This window comes from Pseudomonadota bacterium (assembly GCA_030859565.1).
Taxonomy (GTDB): Bacteria; Pseudomonadota; Gammaproteobacteria; order JACCXJ01; family JACCXJ01; genus USCg-Taylor.
On the sequence record JALZJW010000023.1, the window covers coordinates 1 to 26,771 of the forward strand.

Here is a 26,771-nt window from a genome sequence, read left to right on the forward strand (position 1 = left end):
GGGGAGCGGGACGGCCTCGGCCGCGCCCGGCGCACCGCGGTCGATGAGATCGAGGAGATCCGCCTGGATCCGGCCCAGGGTCGTCGCCGGGCGTGGTTCCAGGAACACCTCCTGATCGATCGGGTCATAGGCGAGCACCGTATCGATCACATCCCGCCCTTGGCGCGCCAGCGACGCGATCAAGGCGTTGCCCGCGTCCACCCCGCCCGTGCCTCTTTTCAGGGAGGATACGACATCCCCAAAATATTGCCGGCAGGGATTGAGGTAAAAAAAGTGGACGTCGATCGCGGCCGCGAGCCGCGCCATGACCTCGAAATACGCCGGGGAGAGCGTCCGCAACCCAAACAAGCAAACGCGTGGCGCCAAGACCGATGCGTCCAGCGGCCGCCTCAAGGGCAAGGCCATGAATTCATCCCGAATATGCAGCCAATGTCTCGCGCCCACGGGCGCCAGGCGGCGCCAGAGTTGAGCTTGCCAGTGCCGGTCTTCGCCCCCCTCCCAGGCCCGGATCCACCGCGGCCGGTACATCAGATAGCGCTCGAAGGTGAGCGCGATGCGCCCGGCAAGCTCATAGGCCTCACGCTCGCCCTGGTGATCGATATAACGGCGGAGCTCCGCCCAATGGTCCGCTGGCTCGAGGTCTTGCAGGAGCGCGAGCAGACGCCAGGTGAGCAGGTCGCCCTCGAACGGATGAGGCGCTTCCGGGACCCCCGGCAACACGGCGCGAAAGACATTCCAGATAAACTGCGCGGGAAGCGGGAAACGGAAGTTGGCGGAAATCCCGAGCGTCGATGCGAGCCGCAACGACAGCCACTGCGCAATACCGGGATGCTGAACCACAATCGTATCGGACATCAAAGCGTCTGGTAACGGCGTGCGGAGAACCTCCGCGAGCTCCGTTGCGAGGGCTTCCAGGCAATTACTCTGTACGAAATGCAGCATGCAGGTTATAAAGATTCATAGGGACTTAATCGTATTGCCTTATGCTCGCTCGCCTTTGGGGAAACTACGAGACTGCCTTGCACCGCAAGCAAGCACCGCCGGCCGGCGACATTGACAATTTGCATTAGAAAGAAATAATAAGTCCGTGACTATCAACCGGCTTACGTTCGTGCTGGCTGGTTTTTCGCTCATCATGAGCCCGCTGGCGGCCGCCGACAATCTCGTCGATGTGTACCAGCTCGCCGAGACCAAAGATCCCGAGTTGCTGGGAATTATAGCCTCCCGCCAAGCCACGCTGGAGCAATACCCGCAAGCGCGCGCCCAGTTGCTGCCCTCGCTCCGCTTCAGGACCGAGGTCGCACGGAACTTTCAAGATGTCACCCCCGAGCCGGGCTCGGACGATTTTGGCGCCGGGAAATTCCAGTTCACGGGCGAAGCGTACACGCTCAGTCTCACCCAACCCGTGTTTCGGTATGATCGATGGGTGCAATTGCGTCAAGCCGGCACCCGCATTCAGCAAGCCGCGGCCGAGGTCGATGCAACCCGCCAGGATCTTGGGGTTCGGGTGAGCGAGCGCTATTTTGATGTGCTTGCCGCCCAAGACGAGCTCGTATTCAGCCGTGCGGCAAAGAATGCCCTCCAACGGCAATTGGACCAGACCAAACTTCGTTTCGAGGTCGGGATCATCGCAATCACCGACGTCCAGGAAGCCCAGGCCGGATACGATCTGGCCGTGGCGCAGGAAATCCTGGCGCTCAATCAGGTTGACAATGCCCATGATGCCTTGCGGGAAATCACCGGCGCCTACCACCAGAAACTCGATGCCTTAACCAAAGAGATCCCGCTGATCCTTCCCGATCCCGCCGACATCGAGCAATGGACCGCGAAGGCCCTGGCGCAAAACCTCCGTATCAGCGCAGCGAATTTCGCCTCTCAGACCGCGCATGAGGAGATCCGCCGCCAACAGGCGGGGCACCTGCCCACCGTAGACATCGTCGGTTTCCACGGACCGGCGGTGACCGGCGGCCGCTTCGGGAATGTCGATATCGAGTCGAGTGCGATTGGGGTCGAGCTAAATGTACCGATCTTCGAAGGGGGAATCGTCGTCTCGCGCACCCACGAGGCCGAACACCGCTATACTCAGGCGCTGGAGGAAGTCGAACGGCAAAAACGCGCCGTGCAACGCCAGGCCCGTGACGCCTACCTGGGCGTCGTGGCCGGAATCAGCGGCGTCAATGCGCTTAAACAAGCGGTAGTTTCCAATGAAACCCTCGTGGAGGCGACCGAAGCGGGCTTCGAGGTCGGCACCCGGACCACGGTGGATGTCGTTGCCGCACAACGCGAATTGTTTCGGGCGCGCCGCGATTATTCCCGCGCGCGCTACGATTATCTATTGGACACCTTGCGCCTCAAACGCGCCTCCAGTACCTTAGCGGCAGCCGATCTCGCCAAGATCAGCGCCTGGTTAGGGCCCTAGCCCGCGATCACGCGCGCGATGTTGACCGCATATCAGAACAGGGTCAGCTGCGGACCGAGCGCACCCGGAGGATTAAATTTTGAGGTATCCAATGCGCGCGCCGAGCGCGTGAGCCCGTGGCGCTTGCAGGCGAGGTCGAAACGGTTGCGAATGACTTCAGCGAAAATCCCTGTGCCTCGCATGCGCGTGCCGAAATGGGGATCGTTCTCCTGACCGCCGCGCATATCGCGCACGCGGTTCATGATGCGCGCGGCCTTCAGCGGTTCGTGGACCTGCAGCCACTCCTCGAACAAATTCTTAACCTCACGCGGCAAACGCAATAAGACGTAACCGGCATAGCGCGCACCGGCGTTCGAGGCCGCTTCGAGTATCGATTCCATTTCCGCATCGTTCAGCGCCGGGATCACCGGGGCAAACAGGATCCCTGCCGGGATCCCGGCAGCGCTTAAGCGCTTGACGGTATCCAGGCGCCGTTGCGGTGCGCCGGCGCGTGGTTCCATGCGGCGCGCCAAGGCCCGATCCAGCGTCGTTATCGAAATATACGCCTCGGCCAGGTTCTCGCGTGCCATCGGGGCCAGCAGGTCGAGATCGCGCTCGACCAACGACGACTTGGTCACGATGCTCAGGGGATGGCGGGACTCCCACAAAACCTCGATGATCTGCCGGGTGATCCCGAAGCTGCGTTCGATCGGTTGATAGGGATCCGTGTTGGTGCCAAGCGCGATCTGGCGGCACACGTAGCCGGGCTTGGCCAATTCGTTTCTCAACAGCGCCGCGGCATTCGGTTTTGCGAACAAGCGGCTCTCGAAGTCAAGCCCCGGCGAGAGATCGAGATAAGCATGCGTCGGCCGCGCGTAACAGTAGATGCAGCCATGTTCGCAGCCGCGATATGGATTGATCGAGCGCTCGAACGGCACGTCCGGAGATTGGTTATATGAGATGATCGAGCGCGCCTGCTCTTCGGTTACGGTGGTCCGCAACGGCGGAGAGACCGCATCGTCGCCCGTCCATCCGTCATCGAAGGCTTCGCGGGTCTCCGTGAAGAACCGAATAGGCGCATTCGCTTGCGCGCCCCTGCCCTTCACGCCAGCCGCTCGCGGGTCACCATCCGCCTCCGGGCCTGCAATCCAAGACTAATCCCTCCTAACGCACGTAACGACTTATCTTATCGAGAATCTTGCCGATGCGGGTGAGATTCGCGAGTTCCCTGGATTGCTCAGGCAAGGTCTTCCTCCGTACCCATGAGGAACACCTTGGGTTGCGCGGCCACTTTCACCACAAAGGCATCGCCTTCCTTCCGTTTCTTGCGCCAGTTCGCCAGGGAGTAGACCGTTGGATTCACCGTGCGCCCGAGCTTCGCTTCCGCCGATTGCAACACGGGAAACACATCCGCATAGTCAACGCTGTCGGAGAGCACGAGCACGTCAATGTCGCTGGCGGCGGTATCGCTGTGCTTGGCTACCGAGCCGAACACGAAGGCAGCCGTGATTCCCTCCGCCAACGGCGCGAGCGCCTCCCGCAACGGCCCGGCCAGCCCCACGGTCTTTTGCGCGATGGCGCAAAGCTCGGAAAAGATCGGTGACTTCGGATTGGCCTGATAGTGCTTCTGGGTGCCTACGGGCGTGACCGTCACCAAGCCGCTGTCGGCCAGCCGCGCCAGCTCGCGCTGCACCGCGCCGGAGCCGCCGCCGGCGAGCTTGATCATCTCGGTGGCGAAGAAACTGCGCTCCGGCTAGCCGAACAAATACGCCAGCACCCGCTGCTGGATGGTCGAAAATAGCGCATCGGCCAGACTGGTGCGCTGTTGAACCTTGAAATCCGGGTGTTCGCTTTCGTGCCCATATTGGGCATGTTAATGCCCACTTTGGGTAGGTTCAAGCCGGCTCGCACTCTTTATCCCGTCTCCCTCTGGGAGAGACGACCGGAGGTGTACTTACGACCGGCTGCGGCGAGATATTTTGTAGGCTATTTTCAGGTGCGGTTTCGACGGGGCCCAGGATATCGGCCACGGCGTTAGCGAGTTGCTGGAAGCTTTGATCGTCTAGCCCGCCGTTCCAATCAACCAGGGTAGCGCCTTGTGTCGCCCGGAAACCCATTGGAGGACGGACATTTCCGAGAAAGACGGGGACCAGTATATTGCGTTCTTTGCCCTCCTCCGCTTCCTCATAAACCCATTCGGAGTGAATCGACGCCTCGGACCAGGCAACGACCACACAGCGTGCCTCAGCTAAGGCCTTACCGATTCAGTTACGCCAGGTTTTCCCGGGAGGAATCGTCCGGTCCCAAAATACCGACCGGCCCTGAGAAGCTAGGCCGAAAGCGGGAAGCTTGATCCGCTCGATGTCCTCGCGTGCATAGCTGATGAATATGTCGGCCACAGGCCCTCTTCGTGTCATGCAACTGTACGGTTCGAAAGTAAGCTATCTATCAGGTTCGCAAAAACGTAGGGTCAGATCTTGTTTCGTGCTGGACAAGCGTGCCGGACAGCGGTAGCGCGGGCGCCCGCGCAAGCATGCCGATGCACCAAGACACGGCGACTACACTATGTCACCTTACTTTTTTATGTGTCGGCCTGCGGCCGAGGGGTTGGTGGGTTACGCCGCAAACAGCGCGGCTCACCCACCCTTGGATGTTGGATAGTGCCCGCCGGCCAGGGCTTCGCAGCTTCTTCCGCGTCCGTTCAGCCCCTCCTTCCGCCGCAGTAGCCGCCGTGCTCGGTGAGCTTTCTTGCCGGGGCTGGATCGATGTCCTTCTCCTCATTAAGGGCGTGGATTTCCACCCTCATGCCGGTTCCAAGGGATAGATCACCGGCCTGGACGGCGCGGCATCGCTCATAAACGCGGGTACCTGGAGGTCGAGCAGGTAACATCCGTCGCGTACCTCGTTGGGTACGAAGATCATCTCGGTGATTGTCTTGGAAATCTTGGTGTCAGCCGTCAGCGCATGACGCTCTGCGGGGACGTTCCAGAATAAGTGATGATTGGTCAAGCGCCCATTGTCATGCATCTTGTCGAGTGAGGGAATGTCTACGAGCACATGCTCGATGCCGCGGTCGATGAGAGTGTGCATGGCCTCGAGGGAGAAAAACGGCGGCCGGCACGAGTCCCCGTAGCCCCGGTTTTTTTTCGATTCATCGTTGGGCAGGGTACGCACGGCCAATGCTTCGATCTGATCGCTCTCGAGATCGCGCAGCGCGAATTCCAATGCGTCGCGGGTGATGAGCCAGTCATCGCTCTCTGTGGCGGGTGTATATCGATCTTGGGTCGCATCGGCTGCACAGGGAGTGACGGTGATGACGCGGGCCGGAATGAGCGTTCGCGTCAAACACACGGCGATCGGCATCGCTTCACGCACGATATGGCCCACCGATTCAGTATGGGTGCCGTTGCAATGGGGTACGAGCCGCAACTCGGCGACGTTGCAACTCCCGCCCCGGGTGGTGTCACCCACGAAGCCCCCGATTGCGAGCGGCGCCGCGCTCGCCCGAGGCGCGCCGAAGAAGCTCGGCTGCGCGCCGCCGAAAGCGAGCGGAATCGCGAGGCTGATCGGGCTATCGAGTTTGACCCTATAGCGTTGGCCGCTCAGCGTGATGCCCATGTCCATCAACCGAACCTGTCCTTGGCGAGATCGAGCCATTCGAGTGCTGTGCCGTGCAGCAGACGCGCGTTCGTCTGTTCATCCAATCCGGCCGAATCGATGAGCTTTCCCGGTTCGGCCTCGCCGAGCGGGAACGGATAGTCCGATCCCAGTGCGATGCGCTCGGCTCCCATGAGGTCGATCAAGTAGCGCAACATGCGCGGATCATGAACCAGCGAATCCAGGTAGATGCGGGACAAGTAGGCGCGGGGATTATGCGGATTGTCCACGGCAAAGAGATCGGGCCGCACCTTGTAGCCGTGCTCGATGCGGCCAATGGTCGCGGGAAAGGCGCCCCCGCCGTGGGCGAAAGCCACGCGTAAGCCTGGTAATCTTTCCAGGACACCGCCGAAGATCATGGAGCAGATCGCGAGCGAGGTTTCGGCCGGCATGCCCACCAGCCAGGGAAGCCAATACTTGGGCATGCGCTCTGCACCCAGCATATCCCAAGGATGCACGAACACGGCGGCCCCGAGCGCTTGCGCCGCCTCGAAGACTGGAAACAGGTAGGCATCATCCAGGTTCCAAGTATTGACATGCGAACCGATCCCGATCCCGGCCAGCCCCAGATCGCGGACACATCGTTCCATCTCCTCGATGGCAAGGTCGGGATCCTGCAGCGGCACGCTCCCGAGGCCCACGAAGCGCTTAGGGTGGGCTGCGACCACACCGGCGATGTGATCGTTGAGAAGGCGGCAAAGATCAAGGGTATGCTCCGGTTTCGCCCAGTAACTGAACATCACCGGTACCGTGGACAGCACCTGCACATCCACCGCGCTGACCTGGCACTCGCGCAGCCGCGCCTCCGGGTCCCAGCAATTCTCCCCGATCTCGCGAAAGACTTCGCCGTCCCTCAGCATGCGCGCATGCCCGCAACGCGCATGCTCAAGCCGTATAAAACCTCCGTAACCGTAGCGCTCTTTAAGATCGGGCCAACGCGGAGGCAAGATATGCGTATGGATGTCGATCTTGAGCATGGACCGGTTCACTCATTAGTTACCCGCCGCTTGCGGCGGGAACCTTAGCATTGGGGTTTCCAAAGGGGAGCAGTGCAACTCTCCCCTTGGTCGCCTGCGGGATACATGGGCCCCCAGGCGAAATATTTTCACCTTCCGGGCGCCGCCATCACCGCGCCGCAATGCGCGCAGGTCCTGTGTTCGTAGCTCGAAAAAAAGCGCTCGAAGACGGGCGGGAAGTCTTTTTCGATGTTGCGTAGCTGAAAGAACTCTTCGTATAGGAGCGCATGGCAGTTGTCGCAATACCACTGCAGTCCGTCTTGCTCGTGGGGGAGGCGCTTACGCTCGATGACGAGGCCGACGGTGTTGGCGTAGCGTTGCGGAGAATGGGGAACCTTGGGCGGCAGCAGAAAGATATCGCCTTGGCGAATGCAGATATCGACCACCATGCCGTCTTGGATGGTTTTGAGCAGCATGTCGCCCTCAAGCTGGTAGAAGAACTCCGGCCCTTCATCGACGTGGTAGTCCTTGCGGTTATTGGGGCCGCCGACGGCCATGACGATGAAGCCGCCTTCCTCGAACACCTGCTTGTTGCAAACCGGAGGCTTAAAGATCTCGCGGTGCGCGTCGATCCAGCGCTGGAAATTAATCGGGGGTGAAAGTCGTTGCATGGCGCGTCTCCGGCAGAGCTAATCAATGGTCGCGATGCATTTCAACTCGATGGCGATCGGGGTCGGCAGGCGGCTCACCTCAACGGTAGTGCGGCAAGGCCCGTGGCCGGTGAAATACTGCGCGTACACTCGATTATAGGTCTCAAAATCACGTTTGAGATCGGTCAGAAACACCGTGACATCGACCAGGCGATCCCAGCTTGAGCCGGCCTCGTCGAGCACGGTTCTGATATTCTCGAGCACCGCACGGCATTGGATCTCGATGTCGTAGTCAACGATATTTCCGTTGGCATCGAGCGTGACGCCGGGGATGGCCGGGTTCCCGCGCCGGCGAGGGCCGATGCCAGAGAGGAATAGCAGACTTCCCACGCGGCGTGCATGAGGATAGGGTCCAACCGGCTCGGGGGCGTTTCGCGAGACGATGGTATGAGGCATTTCCGGCATATAGTTTCTCCCCTAGATCTCGCGAAGGGATGAGGCGTTTACAGCTTGATGCACACGTTCTTGGCCTCGGTAAAAAAGCGCAAGGCCTCCACGCCCCCTTCACGGCCGACGCCGGAGTGTTTCATCCCGCCGAAAGGGGTGCGCAGATCTCGCACGAGCCAGGTATTGATCCACACCACGCCGGCCTCAAGCTGCTGGGCGACGCGGTGGCAGCGCTGCACATCGCGGCTCCAAACCGTTGCCACCAAACCATACTCGGTGCTGTTCGCGTATTCTAGCACTTGCGCTTCGCTCGCGAACGGAATCAAGGTGGCCACCGGGCCGAAGATCTCCTCCTGATTGGTGCGGCAATCAAAGGGCAAATCTTCGAATACCGTCGGCTTGACGAAATAACCCTCTGCGCAGCGTCCCGGCACCGTCACGCGGTGACCGCCGGCGAGGATCGTGCCGCCTTCCTGCTGGCCGAGCTCTATCGCGGAAAGCACCTTGTGCAGGTGCAACTCGGACACGAGTGCGCCTTGCTGAGTCTTCTCATCGAGCGGATCGCCCGGTTGCAAGGCTTCGACCCGGGCCAGGAAATCGCTCCGGAAGCGTTCATAGATCGGCCGCTCCACGAAGATGCGCGAGCCGCACAAACACACCTGCCCCTGGTTAAAGAACGCGGCGCGCACCGTGGTCGCGAGCGTCGCATCCCAGTCGCAATCGGCGAATACCAAGGTCGGGTTCTTGCCCCCGAGCTCGAGTGAGAGTTTTTTGAACTGGGGCGCCGCGATGCCCGCGATCTCCGCCCCGGTCCGCGTCCCGCCGGTAAATGCAATCGCCTTGATCCTGGGGTGCGCGACTAGCGCGCGGCCGATGCGCGCGCCCGCGCCGTGAAGGATATTCAAGACGCCTCTCGGCAAGCCCGCGTCGATACAGATCCGCGCGAGCAAATACGCTGTCATTGGCGTGACTTCCGACGGCTTAGCGATGACACAGTTGCCGCTCGCGAGAGCCGGCGCGATCTTCCAGGTCAAAAGATAAAGCGGCAGGTTCCAGGGCGAGATGCAAGCCACCACGCCCAAAGCTTGCCGTAGCGTGTAGTTGATGGCGAGCGGGCCCATGCTGTGGGCTTCACTCGCAAACTGGGTGATGGCATGGGCGAAGAACCGCATATTCGCTACGGCGCGGGGAATATCAACTTGCCTGGCCAGGCTGATCGGCTTGCCGGTGTCGATGCTCTCGGCCCGGGCGAGCGGCTCCGTCTGCGCCTCGATACGGTCGGCGATGCCGAGCAAGAGCCGGGCGCGTTCCTCGGCGGACAAGGCCGACCACTCGGGAAACGCGCGATCGGCAGCCGTCATCGCCTGTTCGAGATCGGCCGCATCGGAATCCGGGGTCAGGGAGTAGACCTGCCCGGTGGCGGGTTCGATGTTATCGATATAACGGCCGGAGCGGGGCGCTTCGAGCCGGCCGTCGATGTAATCGGCGATGCGCTCCATCGTCATCACAAGCTCTGAGTGCGGCCGCCGTCGACCGGCAGGTTGATCCCGGTAATGTAAGCGGCGGCCGGCGAGCACAGAAACGCGACCGCCGAGGCGATCTCGTGCGGTTCGGCGAAACGCCGGAGCGGGATCGACGCTATTTCCGCCGCCTCGATCTCGGCCGGCGCTTGGTTGCGCTCGCGCGCTTTCGTTTCCAGGATCGCCTTCAGACGGCCGGTCCGCGTCGAACCCGGCAAGACATTATTGACGGTGATCCCGAAAGGACCGAGCTCGCCGGCCAGAGTCTTGGCCCAACTAGCGACCGCGCCGCGCACGGTGTTGGAGACTCCAAGACCGGGAATCGGTTGTTTCACCGAGGTCGAGATGATATTAATGATGCGGCCATAGCCGGCGGCTTTCATGCCTTCCAGCAGCGCTTGCACCAGGATTTGATTACACAGCAGGTGCTGAGAAAATGCGGCGAGGTAAGCCTCGGGCGCCGTTTGATAGGCCGCGCCGGGTGGAGGCCCGCCGCTATTATTCACCAGAATATGTACGGGATCGGTTTGAGATAGGTAGCCTGCGAGCACCGCTTTCACCTCATCGGGCCGGTTGAAATCCGCGACCAGCACATGATGGTGCTGATTCTGACCGGCGCCGAGCGCGGCTTTCACCTCATTGAGCCGCTCGGGATCACGCGCCAAGAGGGTCACGCTGGCCCCGAGACGGGACAACTCGATCGCGATGGCATTGCCAATCCCTTTGCTGCTTCCGCAGACGAGCGCTCGTTTGTCTGTCAGTAGAATGTTCATGGGCCAAAAAAGCTCGTAATGCGCTCATCGATCCGGCAAGGTCAAGTCCTCGCAATTATTATATACCGTCATTCCGTACAGGGAATGTACGGGATCCGCTCACAGGGTAGATGTCAGCCTGCAGATGGTCGGTGCCCTTGTGCTCGGGGATGGTGCACAGCATCTCTCGCAACCATTCCAGGCGCTACCGTGGATCACGGGCTTGCCGAAACGCGACCTCCGCGGCTTTGTACTCGGATGTAAGATTGGCGGGCATGGAGACCTCGGAGCGAGTGACTACGCGAAGCCGCGATCGGGGCGCGTCGTAGCTTTATTTATAACCCAGGAGATATGTTAATGACTGCCGTTGCTGTGACTGAAGTCGTACCCGTCGAAACCGGCGCCGGTGGTGTCATGCCGGCACTCGTAACCGCGCGCCTTCTTCGGTGCCGATCGACGAATCGTTTCGATACGGCGGAGATAGCGTAGCGAAGCGGCTCACGCGTTACACACTCTCGACTTGGTTCCGCTCCGTGGAAAACCGCATTCGTCCACCGCTCGGGCTGATCCTGGTTCTCACGGCCACGCGGCTCGGTTAGGAGCAACTGTCCGGCGATCTCCAGCGTCGCCATGTCTATCACGATACGATCATTAGATGGCGCTCCTGCTGGTTCCCCTGCAGTTCAGCCGAAGAGTGTTCCCTGGCACTGCACGCGGACTTCAGCTCTGGCCAACGCTCGTCGTGAAGCGCGCGCGGCCGCTCTTGCCGCGCGTCGCTTTCGACCGCGCGGTTAAAGTGCGCTATCACTTCACGTCTCGCAATTTGACGCCTCGGCCGGCGCGCAGGCTTTGGCGTGCTTGCTCGATCCGCTGCAAGAACCGCGGGTCGTTCTCAAGCCGGTAATCAAACCAGTCGTCCTCCGTCGCAAAACCGATGAGCACCCCGGCCGGTTTGCCGTGGCGCGTGATGTCTCGGCTTCATGCAAAAAGCGAGTCAGGTCGTTCTTGACCTCGGACAGAGGGACTTCCTTCACTTGGGACTTCCGAACTGAGCGAGCCATGGGTTGCCTCCGGCTTGGGCACGATCGCCAATACCTCAACGGTCGAGCCTGCAACATCGTAAAACACACGCACCTCCTCGACCCTGAGCCGGTACTGCGGTCGGGCGAGCCCGTGCAACCGCTTAACTCGGCTGCGGCTGGTCTTGGGTGGGTTCGTGCCGTAAGTGCGTTTCGAGGGCCTCCTTTACCGCCGCCCAGACGTTCGCCTTTAGCCTTTTGCGATCCTCTGGCTTCCGGGGCCAGGACGATCTCAAATCGCATTCTGGCCAGATCTATAGCCAGAACCGGCTCCGTGCGGAAATGTGCGATAACGTTCGCAATGACCGGGCGCCGGAGCGTGAAGGGCGACGGGAAACCAACAGCACAGAGGTTGGACGCTCCGGTCGATTGCGGGGTTAGCCCGGTTTCCCTCGGTCTCTCCTTTCTAGAGCTAATCGTCGTCGATTGCTCTTTGAGATCGAGTGAAACTTCGATAGTTCCTCTTATATGAGCCTGGGTTAGCCGCACATCGGCGAACCCGGGGAATGAAGTCCATTTTCCCCGGGATTCGTGGCGCTCAACCCCATTAGGCTACATGACTGTGATAATCGTCTACACAGAATTCTTCCGGCGCAACCCGCTTCACGGTTCTGCCCTACACGAACTGCCTGATACAACGGTTTTGTTCGTGGGACACCTAAACCGCTGGCCCTTACGCCAAAGGAACTGTCGGCGAATCGGCGCTTGCTAGTACCGGCGTCCTCCGCCTCCATAGCCACCGCGTTTGTCGCCCCCACCTCCGCCGTAGCCACCCGGGCCACGGCCACCACCGCCTTCCTTGGGGCGGGCCTCATTGACCGTTACGGTCCGGCCGTCCATCTGCGTAGCGTTGAGGGCGGCGATGGCCGCCTTCGCTTCCTGGTCGCTGCCCATCTCAACAAAGCCGAACCCTTTGGACTGCCCGGTGCTGCGATCCGTGATCACCTCGGCGGAACGTACAGTACCATGAGCCGAGAACAGCCGTTCCAGATCACTGCTGCGGATGCCGTAACCCATGTTGCCAACGTATAACTTCATTCCCATACAGTAACTCCTCAGAAAACCGTCATGCGGTACCACGCCCCCTATGGGCTGGCTCAGACGGAATAAGTTCTGTGATGCGATTGCAATGACGCTTTGAGTGCCTATCGCATCACATCAGCGGCAGCGAAAAGCAGAGACGAGGAGCGCCGTTTTTTTGCTGCCGCTGGATGTGTTCGTTAAAGGTCTTCCACATCAACAAGCTCCGGTTCAGTAGAGTCGAGCGCTCTCGAGTGGAAGAAGCACTTCCCTCCTCCGGAAAGTGCCACGCGTTTTTTGACCAAAGGAGAAGTTTAATCATCAATCTCATTGTACCTCAAACAGCTTGCCGATTCGTCATCGGGTGATAGACCTCAGTTTGGCCAGTCGAATTAAATTTCACTACGATGCCTACCCCACCGCACCTTCTCGATCAGGTCCGAGCGACGCTTCGGTGGACGCATTATAGCAGCCCCGTTCTCTGGCGAACGGCTTCGTAGAGGCAGATCCCGGCGGCGACGGAAACATTCAGGCTCTCGATCGCGCCGGCCATGGGAATGTGTACGAGGCGATCGCAGCGCTCTCGGGTTAAGCGCCGGAGGCCTTTTTCTTCCCCCCCGACCACCAAGGCCGTCGGTCCGCGCAAATCCAAACCGAATAGGCTGTCACTGGCCTCCCCGGCCGTCCCGATGACCTGCAGGCCTAACTCTTTCATCTCGGCGAGCGCTGCCGCGAGGTTTCCGGCCTGAATCAAGGGCACCGTTGCCGCCGCTCCGCTGGCGACCTTTTGCACCGCCGCTGTCAGTCCCACCGCCCGGTGGAGCGGCACGATCACGGCATGGGCACCGGCGCTATCGGCAGTGCGCAGGCACGCGCCCAGGTTGTGCGGATCTTGGACCCCATCGAGCACCAGCAGTAGCGGCGGCGCCGTGCCTTCGGCCAGCAACGTTTTTAGGTCCCGCGCACCCGGCGCCCGCGGATGACGGCAGCGTAACACCGCCCCCTGATGCCGAACGCCTGCCGCTAGCCGATCGAGCGTTCGCGAGGCCGCTCGCTGCACGGCGAGCCCCTGTTGGGCCGCGAGTTCCAGGAGATCTCGCAGGCGCGGATTCGGCGGCCCGGCTTCGATCCATAGCTCGAGCGCGTGCTCGGGTGCGTCCGCCAAGACTCGGCGCACCGCGTGGATCCCGCAGACGATGGGGTCCCGCCCGGCCCCATCCCGCGCTCCTCGTTTGGACATGCTAGGCGCCCGGCTTGCGTTATACCCGTTTCATGGCACGAGATCGAAGTCGATACGCCGGCCATCGAGGTCCACGCGTACGACGCGCACCGATACTTCCGTCGCGATCCGGTAACTGCGTTTACCGTGCTCGCCCCGAAGCTCATGACGCACCGGATCATGATGGTAGTAATCGTTCTTTAAAGAGGTGACGTGCACCAAGCCTTCCACGTAGATGTCCTTGAGTTCCACGAAGAAGCCGAAACCGGTCACCGCCGTGATAATGCCCGAGTATACTTCGCCGATCTTATCTTGCATGAACTCACACTTGAGCCACGCCACCGCGTCGCGCGTCGCCTCGTCGGCACGCCTTTCGGTCAGGCTGCAATGGTCTCCGAGGCTTCTGAACTGCTCTGCCCCATAACGGAACTCCGTGTCCGGTTTTTTCGCCAGCAGGTGGTGAATCGCGCGGTGAACCAAGAGGTCCGGATAGCGCCGGATGGGGGAGGTAAAATGCGTGTAGGCGCTGTGGGCGAGGCCGAAATGACCGGCGTTCACCGGGCTATAAACCGCCAGCCGCAAGCTCCTCAGCATCAGCGTTTGAATCAAATGCGCATCCTGCCGCCCCGCGGTTTCCGCGAGGAGCGCCGCGTAATCGCGCGGTTCGGGTTGCGCTCCGCCACCGAGGCTGAGCCCGAGCTCACCGAGAAAGGTGCGCAGATCATCGAGCTTTTCGCGCGCCGGCGGTTCGTGGATGCGGTACAGGCACGGCAGCCCGCGCTCTGCGAGGAACTCCGCCGCAGCGACGTTGGCGGCAATCATGCATTCTTCGATGAGGCGGTGAGCATCGTTACGAACCGTGGGGACAATGCGCTCTATTTTTCGCGCGGCGTCGAAAACGATCTTGGTTTCCGTGGATTCGAAATCGATAGCACCGCGTGCGTCGCGCCGGCGGCGGAGCTGACGGTAGAGTGCGTAAAGCTCATCGAGATGCGGTGTCAACGCTCGATAGCGATTTCGCGACGCGCGTCGACGCTCGACCGCGATGACATTGACCTCGTGATAGGTCAAACGCGCGGCCGAGCGCATGAGCGCTTTGCGAAATTGATAGGACTGAACACTCCCGCGCGCCCCGACGTCGATTTCGCATACCAGGCACAAACGATCAACCTCCGGATTAAGGGAGCAGAGACCGTTCGACAGCGCCTCGGGCAACATCGGGATCACCCGGTCGGGGAAATAAACCGACGTGCCCCGAAGATGAGCCTCGAGATCGAGCGCCGAGCCTGGTGCAACGTAGTGCGACACATCGGCGATCGCGACCAGCAGGCGCCAGCCGTGCGCGGTACGCTCGCAATAGACGGCATCATCGAAATCGCGCGCGTCCTCTCCATCGATCGTGACCAGCGGCAGCGATCGCAAGTCCGCCCGGCCGGCCCGGTCCCGCGCGCGCACCGCCTTGCCGAGACCGGCCGTCTCGGCGAGCACTGTCTCGGGCCAGGTATGCGGCAGATCGTAGGCGCGGATGGCGATGTCGATCTCCATCCCGGGCGCCATGTGATTGCCCAGAATATCGCTCACCCGGCCGATTGGCTGACGCCGCCAGTCGGGTTGCCGCACGATATCGACCATGACGATCTGACCGTGCTGGGCGCCCGCCGCGGCATCGCCGGGGATCAAGATATCTTGATGGAAGCGTTTATTGTCGGGGGCGACGAAAGCCACGCCTCCCTCGCTGAAGAAGCGGCCGACCAAGCGCTGGTTGGCCCGTTCCAAAACTTCGACGAGCGCGCCCTCGGTGCGGCCGCGGCGATCCTTGGCGACCACGCGTACCACGGCGCGATCGCCATGGAGCAAGCTGCGCATTTGCCGGCCGGAGAGGAACACGTCTTCGCCGCCATCTTCGCGCACCAGAAAGCCGTAGCCATCGGGATGAGCCGTCACCCGCCCCGGCAGCAGGTCCAACTTGGCCACCGGACCGTAGGCTTCCCGGCGGTTGAGAATCACTTGCCCTTCGCGTTCCATAGCCTTGAGCCGCCGCGCCAGGGCCTGCAATCCCTCCGGCGTGACGACCTCGAGATCGCGCGCGATCTGCTTATGCGTCCTCGGCCCGCTGCAATCGCCGAGGTAATGTAAAATGAGCTCGCGGCTCGGGATCGGCTTTTCATAGCGCTCGGCCTCTCGTTCCGCGTGGGGATCTTCGATGCGTTGCTTTCTCATTGACTACCCATTGTGGCTTCGGTAGATTGCCGACTCCCTCGCCGAGGTGGCGAAATTGGCAGACGCGCAAGGTTCAGGTCCTTGTGGGGGGTAACCCCCGTGGAGGTTCAAGTCCTCTCCTCGGCACCATGGTTCTTTAGCAAATCAATCCAACAACTTTTTTAGCACGATGGTCGCCGAGCGCTCCGGTCCGGTCGAGATCATATCGATGGGGGTCTCGGTAAGCGCGGCTAAGCGCTCTAGATAAGCCTTAGCATAATCGGGCAGCTCGGAATAAGAGGTGATCCCTTCCGTCGATGCGTGCCAGCCGGGTAGATCCTCGTAGACGGGCTCGCAGTGCGCGAAAGCCTCCGCGCCGGTCGGCGGCGTCGACCGCAGCCCGCCTTCATAGTTGTAGCCCACGCACACCCGAATCGTGTCTAAGCGGTCGAGAACATCGAGCTTGGTGATACATAGCCCGGAGATGCTGTTGATCTGACACGATCGGCGCAGCGGTACGGCGTCAAACCACCCGCAACGGCGGCGGCGCCCGGTAGTGGCGCCGAACTCGTGGCCTCGGCGCGCTAGATACTCGCCCATCTCATCGGCGAGCTCGGTCGGAAACGGGCCGGACCCGACGCGCGTCGTATAGGCTTTAGTAATACCGAGCACGTAATCGAAACAGCGCGGACCCACGCCCGTCCCCGTGGCCGCACCGCCGGCCGTGGTATTGGAAGAGGTCACGTAGGGATAGGTGCCGTGGTCGATGTCGAGGAGCGTACCCTGCGCCCCTTCGAATAATACGTTTTCATCACGGCGCTGATAATCGTTCAGCAGCCCCGTGACATCGGCCGTGAGCGGGATAAGCTCCTCGGCATAGCCCAGATGCTCATCGAGGAGCGCCTGGAAATCGAGCGGCTTGCATTGATAATAATGCTTGAGTACGAAATTATGAAAATCGAGAACTTCCCCGAGCTTGACCGCAAACCGCTCGCGGTGGCGTAGGTCCCCCATCCGCACGGCGCGGCGCGCGACTTTGTCTTCATAGGCCGGCCCGATGCCCCGTCCCGTGGTTCCGAGCGCCGCATTGCCCCGGGCTTTCTCGCGCGCGATGTCGAGCTCGACGTGATAGGGAAGGATGAGGGGACACGCTTCGCTGACTTTCAGACGCGCGCGCGCCGCGATACCCACCTGCTCGAGCAGGGCGATCTCTTCGAGCAGCGCTTGGGGCGAGACAACCACGCCGTTACCGATGAGGCACTGGACATCGGGACGCAATATGCCTGATGGAATCAAGTGCAAGATGGTCTTGGTCCCGCCGATGACGACGGTGTGCCCCGCGTTATGACCGCCCTGGAAGCGCGCGACGGCAGCGACGCGCTCGGTGAGGAGATCGACGATTTTGCCCTTGCCCTCATCGCCCCATTGCGTGCCGATGACTACGAGCCTTTTCCCCATGACGACTAAAGTCCGCTATTTCCTACTCTTGTGGGACATCGGTCACCTGCCACTGACCGTTTATACAGTTTAACATTTTGTTACATCCCACTTCAGGAGCGCCCCCGGCTTGGCCGGGCAAGGCGTAGACCACGCGCCGGCCGCCTCGCCTTAGCTCCGCGACGGCCGCGGCCAAGCGGACATCTTCCGACCAGGGCGCGAACACCGCGTCTTGCGCCCCCCCGGCAGCGGCACCCGAGCCAACCAGCAGTTTCAGATCGGTGCTAAAGCCGGTCGCCGGCCGCGCCCTGCCGAAGATGCGGCCGATATCGTCGTACCTGCCACCCTTCGCGAGGGCTTGGCCCTGACCCGGGACATAGGCCGCGAACATCACGCCGGTATGGTAGTGATAACCGCGCAGTTCCGCGAGGTCAAAATGCAGCTCGACGGCGGGCGCGCGCGCTGCGAGGAGACGCGCGATTTCCCGCAATTCGGCAAGCGCCTCGATGACGCTCTGGCTGGCGCCGGCGAAGACCTCTTGGGCCTGCGCCAAGATCGATTCCTCGCCGTTAAGCGCGGGGAGCGCGGCCATCCACCCGGCGGCCCGCGGGGCGATGCTCCAATCATTTAAATAACGGTTGATCTCCGGACAAGCCTTGCGCTGTAAGGCATCAAATAAGGTGCTTTCCTGATCGCGATCAAGCGCGGCCTGCCGCGAGAGACCGCGAAAAATGGCCATGTGGCCAAGATCCAAGAGCACCGAATCGAAGCCCGCCGCGGTCAGGGTGTCGAGCATAAGGCACATCACCTCGACATCGCTTTCTAAGCCGCGATGCCCATATAGCTCCGCTCCTATCTGAAAGGGATTACGTGATCCCGCGAAGGAATCCGGCAAGGTATGCAGCACGGGTCCGAGATAGCACAAGCGCGTAGGCGCATCGCGTCGCAAGCGATGGGCGTCGATACGCGCGACCTGCGGGGTCATGTCGGCCCGCACGCCCATGAGCCGGCCGGTCAGTTGATCGGTAAGCTTAAAGGTCTGGAGGTCCAGATCATGCCCCGCCCCCGTCAACAGGGATTCCAAATATTCGATGAGCGGGGGAATGACCAAGTCGTAACCCCAGCTATGGAAGAGATCGAGGATCCTGCGGCGTAACGCCTCGAGGTGCTCGGCTTGGGGAGGTAATGCCTCATCTACGCCCTCGGGCAGGAGCCAGCGGTCCTCTAGCACCATGGGATCAATGAACCCCGACAAGGAGCAAGACGCCGAGCAGCATGCAGGTCAGCCCCGCGAAGCGTAGCGCCGCATCGTCTAAGCGAGCCGCTTGCACCATGAAGCGCCGAAAGGCGCCGGGGTTCAAAAAAGGGGCGATGCCTTCGAGGACCAGCATCAGGCCAAAGGCAACCGCGAATTCTTGCCACATCACAGCGTTAACCGTGCCTTAGCTCCCGGGACGGTCCGGCGCCGATGCGGGACACGGGAGGGGGACGGCGAAAGCGGCGCTTATGGGCTTGCCGGGCTCTTAAAATAATTGAAGAAATCCGACGTCGGATCGAGCAATAAAATATCCTGGTTCTTGCCGAAGCTTTTCTTGTAGGCGTTGAGGCTACGGTAAAACGAATAAAACTCTTCGTTGCGTCCATAGCCGCCGGCGTAAGTCTCGGCGGATTTAGCGTCTCCCTCACCGCGGGTCTGTTCCGCTTCGCGGTAAGCCTCCGCCAAGATCACCGTGCGATCACGGTCCGCGGCGGCGCGAATGCGCTCCGCCGCCTCGGCCCCTTCGGAGCGAAGCTGGCGCGCGGCCCGCTGGCGCTCGGCGCGCATGCGGTCATACACGGCGCTGCTCACTTCTTCGGGAAGGTTGATGCGCTTCGTGCGCACATCCACCACCCTCACGCCGAGCCCAAACCCCTTCTCGCGCACGGTTGCGGTAACGATTTTGGTGACGTCGCCGCGATGACCGGCCACGACTTCTTGCACGGTGCGCTTACCGAACTCCCCGCGCAGACTATCGTTTATTTGCTGAAACAAGAGCTCGCGAGCGATGGTCTCATCACCCCGGGTGCGTTTATAGAAGGTTTCCACGTCTTCGATCTTCCACTTAACGAACGAATCGACGATGACGTCTTTTTTCTCCTTGGTAAGGAACCGCAACGGCTCCGATTCTAGATACATCAAACGCTTCGGGAATTTAAGCACCGTATTCACCACCGGGATCATGAAATGCAATCCGGGCTCGTAATCCGAACGCTGTATTTCCTGGAACCTGAAAAGAATCGCATACTCCCGCTGGTCCACGGTGAAAAGCGAGAACCAACCTATAATCGCGATCAGTACCAGCGATACTATAATCTTAGCGCCAAGCATTAACGTGTCCTGCGGATCCGCCGCTCATCCCGTTCGGAGACCAAAGGCTCGGGCTCCGGGAGCGCGCCCGATTCCGTCACCACAGCGGGAGGATTTAAATGCGCTCGATGCTCGAATAGTTTATCGAGCGGTAAATAGACGAGGTTATTACCGCCTTCGGTATCCAATAACACCTTCGGCGCATTCGCGAGCACCGATTCCATGGCGTCGAGATATAAGCGCTCCCGGGTGATCTGGGGCGCTTTATCGTATTCCACCAAGAGCTGTACGAAGCGGCTGGCGTCGCCTTCGGCCTCGGCGATCACCTTCGACTTATAGGCGTGCGAATCCGCCAACGCGCGGGCTGCGCTGCCGCGCGCCTTGGGGATGATGTCATTACGATAGGTCTCGGCTTCGTTGATCTGACGTTGTTCATCCTCGCGTGCTTTGATAGCGTCGTCAAAGGCGCTCTTGACCTCCTCGGGGGGTTTCGCCGCTTGCATGTTGACGCTGGCGACTATCATCCCCGCCTGATAAGTATCCAGTAGACTTTGGATCCCGACTTGTATTTGGTGTGCTATCTCGCCGCGTCCCGCGGTGAGCACGAAATCCATGTTATTCTTGCCGATAACCGAGCGTATCGTGCTCTCCGTCGCCTGCTCGACCGTGCGATCGGGACCGATGACGTTAAACGCGTAATCCTCTACGTCCTTCACGCGGTAAAAAACCGTAAACTCGACATCGATAATATTCTCATCTTTGGTGAGAATCGACGCGTGGTGAGCTATCGAACGGGTCTGCTCGACATTGACGAGCTCGACACGCTCGATGGGTCTCGGCCAGCGGACACTCAAGCCCGGGGCCAGGCTCGCGACATAAGCGCCAAAGCGAAGCACGATGGCTTGTTCCTGCGCCTTGACCACATACGTCATATTCCAAGCCAGGATGATCACAAGGATAAGCGCAATGCCGGCCCAGGTGCCCCGAGCCGGCGCGCCGCCGGCCGGACCGCCTCCGCCCCCGGTGCCGCCACCGAATAGCCCTTTGAGCTTTGCTTGCAGCTTACGGATCACCTCATCGAGATCGGGCGGGCCGCCCTCGCGTCTGCGATTACCCCACGGGTCGCGGTCCTTACCGCCCCCCGGCTCATTCCAGGCCATCGTTAGTCACTCCGCGCGCTCATGTGGATGGGTATCATACGGGCCTCGGCATGCCGCCGCAAGTTATCGTCGCCGGCTCACCATCCTCGCAACAGAGGGTTTCAAAGCGCCGCCGGCTCATTGCGATGTCAAGCAGCCATCCCTGCTCGCGTGCGTCGTGTTCGCCGCGGACAACGCCTTCGGCATAGAGCCGCGCGCGCAGTCTTGCCGCCGCAACCGGCAGTTGCAGCCATCCGCGCAAACAGTCCCCGGCTAAGTGCTCGCCGATGGCTTGCTTGAGGGTACCCAGACCTTCCCCGGTGACGGCGGAGATCCACACACGCCGCATCGATCCATCGCCTTCGCGCCGACGCGCGGAAGCGCCGCTCTCGGCCTGGCAGCGATCAATCTTGTTGAATGCCTCGATCTGGGGCACGGTGTCCGCATGGAGATCGCCTATGATCCGCGCTACCTGCCGCCTCTGTTCATCTCTGAGCACGGTAGGCAGACTGGCATCGATCACATGGATGAGCAAGTCCGCGTGCCGCAGCTCTTCCAAGGTGGCGCGAAACGCCGCCACCAGTTCATGCGGGAGGTCTTTGATGAAACCGACGCTGTCCCCGAGAACCACCGTGCCGGCTAAGGGCGCCTCTAAGCGCCGCAAGGTCGGATCCAAGGTGGCGAACAGGATATCCGCGGCGTAAACCGAAGCACCGGTCAGGCGGTTAAATAAGGTCGATTTACCGGCATTGGTGTATCCGACCAAGAGTACGGTCGGCACGGCGGCCTTGCGGCGCGCCCGGCCTTGCAACTCGCGTTGATGGCGTATCTCCTCAAGCTGGCGGGTAAGCCGCTTAATGCGCTGCCGCACCCAGCGCCGATCGGATTCTAATTGGGTTTCGCCGGGTCCGCGCAGCCCGATTCCGCCGCGCTGGCGTTCCAAGTGACTCCATCCCCGGACCAGGCGTGTCGAGAGGTGCTGAAGTTGCGCCAGTTCAACTTGCAGCTTGCCCTCAAAGGTGCGCGCGCGCTGGGCGAAGATATCGAGGATGAGATCGGTACGATCGACGACCCGGCAGCCCAAGAGGCGTTCTAGATTACGCTCTTGGGCGGCGCTCACTGCGCGGTTTACGATTACGACCTCCGCGCAGGTGTCCGCGACGAGGACGCGCAACTCCTCGGCCTTACCGGCGGCGAGAAGATATTTCGCATTGGGGGCGTCCCGCGCCACCAAGACGATGCCCGCGCACGCAGCCCCTGCAGAGGTAACAAGATCTCTAAATTCGTCTAGCGTCTCGTCCTCTCGGCGGGTTCCACCAGTGTAGTGGACTAGGACCGCACGCTCGCCTTTGCCGGGGCGTTCGAACAACGGGGTTGGTACAAACCTGTAAAGGACTGGTTATTCTTCCGGCGACTCTTCGTCCTCGCGCGGCAACCGCACCGGTTTCGACGGTACGATCGTGGAGATAGCGTGTTTATATACCATCTGGCTGACGGAATTTTTCAGCAACACGACAAACTGATCGAACGACTCGATCTGCCCCTGGAGTTTGATGCCATTGACCAGATAGATGGACACAGGAACATGTTCTTTACGCAACGTATTGAGGAACGGCTCTTGTAATGACTGGCCTTTACTCATTATCTACCCCTCCTGCTTCAATTTATTCGTATCCTTTAAATCACGCTTTTCCTTCCCGCGAGTAAAACGCCGTACTACCTCGCGTCTTCCCAATGCTCCGCTCGCGCGCAGGACCCTCCGAAGATGTAGTCTATCTGATTACGCAAGCAACGAGAAATTCCGTGCGCCCCTACTTAATGCGCATTCTTAATTTTCATCGACAGATTATTGTTAAGTTATGTAATGACTGATCGCTTGATTTCCGGTGCTCGCGGCCGGTGTGATCGCCCCCTGTCCGCACCTAGGGCGGGCATGATCCCGCGGCGGCGTGCTGGCCGAGAAAGTTCACGACGCTGTGGCCCAGACGGGGATCATCGCTCGTGAACCAGCGAGCGGATCGCTCCGCGCGCAACCACGTCAATTGGCGTTTTGCGAGCTGCCGCGTCGCGGTGACGGCGCGCTCGATCATCGTCTCATAGTCAAACTGTCCCTCCAGGAATTGCCACACCTGGCGGTAGCCCACCGACCGCATCGACGGTAACGCCGCGGTGAGATCCCCCCGCGAATAGAGGCCCTCGACTTCATCGATGAGACCGTGATCTAGCATGTGCTGGAAACGGATCCGCAAACGCCGGTGCAAAACCATTCGATCCCCGGGCGCCACAACCAGCTTGAGCGCCCGGTATGGCAGCGGCTGCCGTGTATCGTTCCGTAGCAGCTCGGTGATGGTCTTGCCGGACACCTCGCACACTTCCAGAGCCCGTTGAATGCGCTGCACGTCATGCGGGTGTATGCGCGCGGCGGCGCGCGGGTCGAGTTTCGCAAGTTGCTCATGCAAAGCGCCCCAGCCTTGCTTGGACGCCTCTGCGGCGATCCGTGCGCGCACCTCCGTATCGGCGCTCGGGAGCGCCGAGATCCCCTCGTCGAGCGCCCGAAAATAAAGACCGGTTCCTCCGACCAGCAAGGGCACCTGCCCCGCCTTAAAGACCGTGTCCAGCTCGCGCAGCGCGTCGGCACGAAACTCCGCCGCCGAATAAGTTTCCCCGGGGTCACGGATATCGATGAGGCTATGCGGTGCGCGGGCCAGAACTTCCGGGCTGGGCTTTGCGGTTCCGATGTCCATACCGCGGTAGATCATTCCCGAATCGACGCTGATTAACCGGCATGGAAGCGCGGCGGCCAGATCGACGGCCAGCGTAGTCTTTCCCACACCCGTGGGGCCCATGAGAAAAATCGCGGGCGGCGCCGGCATCCCGCTTACTCGAGCGGATGTTTGCCGGGTTGACGCAGCCCGCCTGCAATCAAGGATGACAATTCCTCACCGGTCAGTTGCCGCCACAGACCGCGCGCCGCGCCGGGGTGCCCCAGGCCCAGACTCTCGATCTCACGAAGCCAGCCGTCCCAGTGGCCGAGGGTTCTCGAAGCGAGCGCCAGGGTTGCGCCATGCGCCGCCAGCGTGTCGCAAAGCGCCCATTCTAGGGCCGCTTCGGGATCATCTGGCTTAGCCAGGATCCCCGCGATATCCCGGATCAACCGCTCGCCGTCGCAGCCGCGTAAAAGCGCGGGGATGCGCCGCACGATGATCGTACGGGGGCCTCCGCGATCAACCTCCAACCCCAAGCGCTCCAATAAGGCCGTGTGATCGAGGACCCGCTCGGCCTCGGCGGGCGACACGCTGACCGGTTGCGGGATCAGCAAAGGTTGGGAGCAAACCGGGTGGCCCGGGCGCGCCGATCGGAAGCGCGAGGCAATCAAGCGCCGCAGCGCGCCTTCGGCATCGACGACCACCAAGCCCAGCGCATTTTCCGCAAGCAGATAGCGGCTACCCAAGAGTGCAATGGCGCGTCCGAGCGGCGCGCCGAGAAAATCCGGGCCGGCCTCTGGACTTTGAGCCTGCACATAGGTGGGACGCGCCTGGTTAACCTGAGTGCAAGGCAACGGCGCGAGCCTATGCGCCGCGCTCTCACTTAGGCGAGACCGCTCGCTCGCTGTACCCGTAAGAGCGTGCTTCATTGCGCTATAGACAAAGTCATGGATTAGCCGAGATTGACCAAACCGGACCTCGTACTTGGCGGGATGAACATTGACATCGACCGCGCCCGCTTCCATCTCCAAGAAAACGATAAAGGCCGGCTCCGCGCCGGACGGCTGCGTATCTTCATACGCCCGGCGGATGGCATGGATAACCATGCGATCACGCACGATTCGACCGTTCACATAAAGGTATTGAATACTCGGATCTCCCGCTTGCGGGAGCGCCGCCCAACCCCAGGCGCGGATCCCGTCGCTTGTCAGATCGAAGGAAGCCGCACGCCCCATAAAACGATCGCCCGCTAAGTCTTGCACCCGAGACTCGCTTTGTGGTTCTGTCGAGCGAAGATTGAGCACGGCGCGGCCGTTATTGAGCAGGCGAAAAGCCACGGCGTAGCGGCTTATAGCGATGCGCTTCAGCAACTCGTGTACGTGCAGGAATTCGGTGCGCTCGCGGCGTAGGAATTTTCGCCGCGCAGGGGTGTTGAACATGAGATCGCGCACGGTAACCGAAGTCCCGGGCGGATGGGCCATCGGACGAGGATCCGAAGGGCGCGCGGCGCCTTCCATCTCGAGGGCCCAGCCAATGTCCGAACCCGCGGTACGCGAGGCCAGCGTCAGCCTGGAGACGGTCCCGATACTCGGCAAGGCCTCGCCGCGAAATCCGAGGCTGGTAATCGCATAGAGATCTTCCGCACGCTGGAGCTTGCTCGTCGCATGGCGGCGGAGCGCGAGCGCGAGATCCTCGGGTGCTATCCCGCAACCGTCGTCACGCACCCGGATAAGGCATATTCCGCCGCCCTCGATCTCAACCTCGATGCGCTTCGCCCCTGCGTCGAGGCTATTTTCGATGAGCTCTTTGACCACCGACGCGGGACGCTCGATGATCTCCCCGGCGGCGATCTGATTGATGAGATCATCCGCCAATAAACGAATCCGGCCAGGCGCGATCGGCATAGCCGATAGTATAGGTGAAGCCCCGCCATACGGGGATGCGTGTCGCGTGTACGTGCGCTAGCGTTCGCCGTTTTTGATGCGGCTATGCCTGCCGCGCGGACTTGATCGCGCTAACGCAGGGCGCGCGGGGTCGATGCGCTCGCGTCGCTCAGTGTGTCCTTGTGCATGGCGAGCAGCGTCCCGGGCGGAGCCGCCTCCAGGAAATACGCCCGGATGCCATCCAAGATGGCTGCGGCCAGGGCCCCTTGATGGCGGGGATCCGTGAGTTTGCGTTCTTCTAGCGAGTTGGTAATGAAGGCCGTCTCCACCAAAATGGAGGGGATATCGGGCGATTTCAAGACGGCGAAGCCCGCCCGCTGAACGCCCTGATGGTGTATCTTGCCAAGCCGATTCAGGCGTTGTAGAACGCGGCCGCCGACGTTCACGCTGGCGTCGATGGCCGCGGTCTGGGATAGATCGAGCAACACCTGCCGCAAGAGATCGTCCTTGCCGTCGAGACTGACCCCGCCGACCAGATCGGAGGCGTTCTCCCGCTCCGCGAGCCAGCGCGCCGCTTCGCTGCTGGCGCCGTGCCTGGAAAGCACATAGACCGACGAGCCGCTAGCCTGCGGATCGCGAAACGCATCGGCGTGGATCGACACAAATAGGTCGGCCTTATGCTGGCGCGCGCGCTTAATGCGATTCCGAAGGCTTATGAAATAATCCCCATCGCGAATGAGCACCGCGCGCATTCCGCGTTCAGCGTTGACCCGGTGGGCAAGCTTGCGGGCAATGGCCAAGACCACCTGCTTTTCGCGCGCACCCCGCTTCCCTATCGCCCCCGGATCTTCGCCCCCGTGACCGGCATCGATGGCGATCACGACATTCCTTAAGCGCGGCGGTTCGAAAGTCAGCGGGGCCCCCTGCGGCGCCACCGCCTCGCGGCCCAGGAGGTCCACGACCAACCGGTGGCCGTAGGGCCGCTGGGGGGCAAGCGCGAATCCCTTAACCTCGGTTCGTTGCTTAAGGTCCAACACCAAGCGCAGTTTCCGTCCGTGCGCGGCGTATCGAATCGATTTCAAGAAGCGATCCGCCGGATCCGACGGCGGCGGGGGTTTCACGAAGCGCCCGCCTTCGATGTCTAGCACCACGCGGTGCGGATGGGTCAGCGTAAAAAGGTGGTAGTTCACCGGAGCGCTTAAATCGAAGACCACCCGCGTATTATCGGGGGCCGCCCACATGCGTGGGCCGCTGATACTGGCCGCGTGGCAGGGGACGGCAATGCTTAAGAGAAGTGCAAATAGGCCACGTGGCATTGGGAGCGACGCCGGTTTATTGGTAGTTCTTAATTTTGGGGCGATAC

General features: G+C 61.3%; 25 protein-coding genes, 1 tRNA gene and 1 pseudogene. 3 read left to right on the plus strand and 24 right to left on the minus strand.

Translation table 11 applies throughout. The features are described from left to right. The coding region (locus tag M3436_05265) for an exodeoxyribonuclease V subunit gamma (GenBank protein ID MDQ3563559.1) at window positions 1–942 on the minus strand (942 nt) is incomplete at its 3' end. Between the two features lie 145 nt (window positions 943–1,087). On the opposite strand from M3436_05265, the gene M3436_05270 reads away from it, so the two are divergent. Then, window positions 1,088–2,419 (plus strand): TolC family outer membrane protein, encoded by a 1,332-nt coding sequence (locus M3436_05270; protein ID MDQ3563560.1) that lies wholly within the window; start codon window positions 1,088–1,090, stop codon window positions 2,417–2,419. Window positions 2,420–2,451: 32 nt separating this feature from the next. Here the strand turns inward: M3436_05270 and M3436_05275 are convergent, their stop codons facing one another. The 9 genes and pseudogenes from M3436_05275 to M3436_05315 form a co-directional block, all read right to left on the minus strand. Beyond that, entirely contained in the window at window positions 2,452–3,504 is a 1,053-nt protein-coding gene (locus M3436_05275) for a PA0069 family radical SAM protein (protein MDQ3563561.1), read from the minus strand. Window positions 3,505–3,635: 131 nt separating this feature from the next. Further along, window positions 3,636–4,261 (minus strand): annotated as a pseudogene (locus M3436_05280) (nucleotidyltransferase domain-containing protein). Between the two features lie 32 nt (window positions 4,262–4,293). Further along, window positions 4,294–4,632: a hypothetical protein gene (locus tag M3436_05285; GenBank protein MDQ3563562.1), complete on the minus strand. Its 339-nt coding sequence runs from the start codon at window positions 4,630–4,632 to the stop codon at window positions 4,294–4,296. A 568-nt stretch (window positions 4,633–5,200) separates the two neighbouring features. Next, entirely contained in the window at window positions 5,201–6,022 is an 822-nt protein-coding gene (locus M3436_05290) for a cyclase family protein (GenBank protein ID MDQ3563563.1), read from the minus strand. Then, the gene (locus tag M3436_05295) at window positions 6,022–7,032 is read right to left on the minus strand and encodes an amidohydrolase (GenBank protein ID MDQ3563564.1); all 1,011 of its coding nucleotides are present in this window, start codon (window positions 7,030–7,032) and stop codon (window positions 6,022–6,024) included. The genes M3436_05290 and M3436_05295 overlap by 1 nt, the downstream gene beginning before the upstream one ends. A 128-nt stretch (window positions 7,033–7,160) precedes the next feature. Further along, window positions 7,161–7,682, minus strand: a complete 522-nt coding sequence (locus M3436_05300) for a 3-hydroxyanthranilate 3,4-dioxygenase (GenBank protein ID MDQ3563565.1) — start codon at window positions 7,680–7,682, stop codon at window positions 7,161–7,163. An 18-nt stretch (window positions 7,683–7,700) separates the two neighbouring features. After that, window positions 7,701–8,117, minus strand: a complete 417-nt coding sequence (locus tag M3436_05305) for a Rid family hydrolase (GenBank protein ID MDQ3563566.1) — start codon at window positions 8,115–8,117, stop codon at window positions 7,701–7,703. 47 nt (window positions 8,118–8,164) lie between these two features. Beyond that, window positions 8,165–9,607, minus strand: coding sequence for an aldehyde dehydrogenase (locus M3436_05310; GenBank protein MDQ3563567.1), 1,443 nt, complete (start codon window positions 9,605–9,607; stop codon window positions 8,165–8,167). A 5-nt stretch (window positions 9,608–9,612) separates the two neighbouring features. Next, entirely contained in the window at window positions 9,613–10,401 is a 789-nt protein-coding gene (locus M3436_05315; GenBank protein ID MDQ3563568.1) for an SDR family oxidoreductase, read from the minus strand. A gap of 425 nt (window positions 10,402–10,826) precedes the next feature. Between M3436_05315 and M3436_05320 the strand changes: the two genes are divergently transcribed. After that, window positions 10,827–10,979: a hypothetical protein gene (locus M3436_05320; GenBank protein ID MDQ3563569.1), complete on the plus strand. Its 153-nt coding sequence runs from the start codon at window positions 10,827–10,829 to the stop codon at window positions 10,977–10,979. Window positions 10,980–11,184: 205 nt separating this feature from the next. Here M3436_05320 and M3436_05325 read toward each other — a convergent pair whose 3' ends face one another. The 4 genes from M3436_05325 to rnr all read right to left on the minus strand — a co-directional run bounded on the left by M3436_05325 (window position 11,185) and on the right by rnr (window position 15,918). Then, a complete protein-coding gene (locus M3436_05325) occupies window positions 11,185–11,322 on the minus strand; it encodes a hypothetical protein (protein MDQ3563570.1) in 138 nt (45 codons plus the stop codon). 845 nt (window positions 11,323–12,167) lie between these two features. Further along, the gene (locus M3436_05330) at window positions 12,168–12,503 is read right to left on the minus strand and encodes an RNA-binding protein (protein ID MDQ3563571.1); all 336 of its coding nucleotides are present in this window, start codon (window positions 12,501–12,503) and stop codon (window positions 12,168–12,170) included. A 439-nt stretch (window positions 12,504–12,942) separates the two neighbouring features. Next, window positions 12,943–13,719: a 23S rRNA (guanosine(2251)-2'-O)-methyltransferase RlmB gene (rlmB, locus tag M3436_05335; protein ID MDQ3563572.1), complete on the minus strand. Its 777-nt coding sequence runs from the start codon at window positions 13,717–13,719 to the stop codon at window positions 12,943–12,945. A gap of 30 nt (window positions 13,720–13,749) precedes the next feature. Beyond that, entirely contained in the window at window positions 13,750–15,918 is a 2,169-nt protein-coding gene (rnr, locus tag M3436_05340; GenBank protein MDQ3563573.1) for a ribonuclease R, read from the minus strand. Window positions 15,919–15,958: 40 nt separating this feature from the next. Between rnr and M3436_05345 the strand changes: the two genes are divergently transcribed. Further along, window positions 15,959–16,047, plus strand: a tRNA-Leu gene (locus M3436_05345). A gap of 15 nt (window positions 16,048–16,062) precedes the next feature. Here the strand turns inward: M3436_05345 and M3436_05350 are convergent. From M3436_05350 to M3436_05395, 10 genes are all read right to left on the minus strand, one after another. Continuing rightward, window positions 16,063–17,355, minus strand: a complete 1,293-nt coding sequence (locus tag M3436_05350) for an adenylosuccinate synthase (protein MDQ3563574.1) — start codon at window positions 17,353–17,355, stop codon at window positions 16,063–16,065. 22 nt (window positions 17,356–17,377) lie between these two features. Beyond that, the gene (locus M3436_05355; GenBank protein ID MDQ3563575.1) at window positions 17,378–18,568 is read right to left on the minus strand and encodes an ATP phosphoribosyltransferase regulatory subunit; all 1,191 of its coding nucleotides are present in this window, start codon (window positions 18,566–18,568) and stop codon (window positions 17,378–17,380) included. A 4-nt stretch (window positions 18,569–18,572) separates the two neighbouring features. Then, window positions 18,573–18,758, minus strand: a complete 186-nt coding sequence (locus M3436_05360) for a DUF2065 domain-containing protein (GenBank protein ID MDQ3563576.1) — start codon at window positions 18,756–18,758, stop codon at window positions 18,573–18,575. An 80-nt stretch (window positions 18,759–18,838) separates the two neighbouring features. Next, window positions 18,839–19,702 carry a protease modulator HflC gene (hflC, locus tag M3436_05365; GenBank protein MDQ3563577.1) on the minus strand — a complete coding sequence of 288 codons (864 nt, stop codon included), beginning with the start codon at window positions 19,700–19,702 and terminating at the stop codon, window positions 18,839–18,841. Further along, window positions 19,702–20,841: an FtsH protease activity modulator HflK gene (gene hflK, locus M3436_05370; GenBank protein ID MDQ3563578.1), complete on the minus strand. Its 1,140-nt coding sequence runs from the start codon at window positions 20,839–20,841 to the stop codon at window positions 19,702–19,704. Before hflK ends, hflC begins: the two co-directional genes overlap by 1 nt. A gap of 34 nt (window positions 20,842–20,875) precedes the next feature. Continuing rightward, on the minus strand, window positions 20,876–22,189 hold the full coding sequence (hflX, locus tag M3436_05375) for a GTPase HflX (protein MDQ3563579.1): 1,314 nt from the start codon (window positions 22,187–22,189) through the stop codon (window positions 20,876–20,878). Between the two features lie 30 nt (window positions 22,190–22,219). Then, complete coding sequence (gene hfq / locus M3436_05380; GenBank protein MDQ3563580.1) at window positions 22,220–22,462, minus strand: RNA chaperone Hfq; 243 nt, start codon at window positions 22,460–22,462, stop codon at window positions 22,220–22,222. A gap of 280 nt (window positions 22,463–22,742) precedes the next feature. Further along, window positions 22,743–23,693, minus strand: a complete 951-nt coding sequence (gene miaA, locus M3436_05385) for a tRNA (adenosine(37)-N6)-dimethylallyltransferase MiaA (protein ID MDQ3563581.1) — start codon at window positions 23,691–23,693, stop codon at window positions 22,743–22,745. Window positions 23,694–23,698: 5 nt separating this feature from the next. Then, window positions 23,699–25,429, minus strand: a complete 1,731-nt coding sequence (mutL, locus tag M3436_05390) for a DNA mismatch repair endonuclease MutL (GenBank protein MDQ3563582.1) — start codon at window positions 25,427–25,429, stop codon at window positions 23,699–23,701. Between the two features lie 110 nt (window positions 25,430–25,539). Next, window positions 25,540–26,649 (minus strand): N-acetylmuramoyl-L-alanine amidase, encoded by a 1,110-nt coding sequence (locus M3436_05395; protein MDQ3563583.1) that lies wholly within the window; start codon window positions 26,647–26,649, stop codon window positions 25,540–25,542. Window positions 26,650–26,771: the final 122 nt, after the last annotated feature.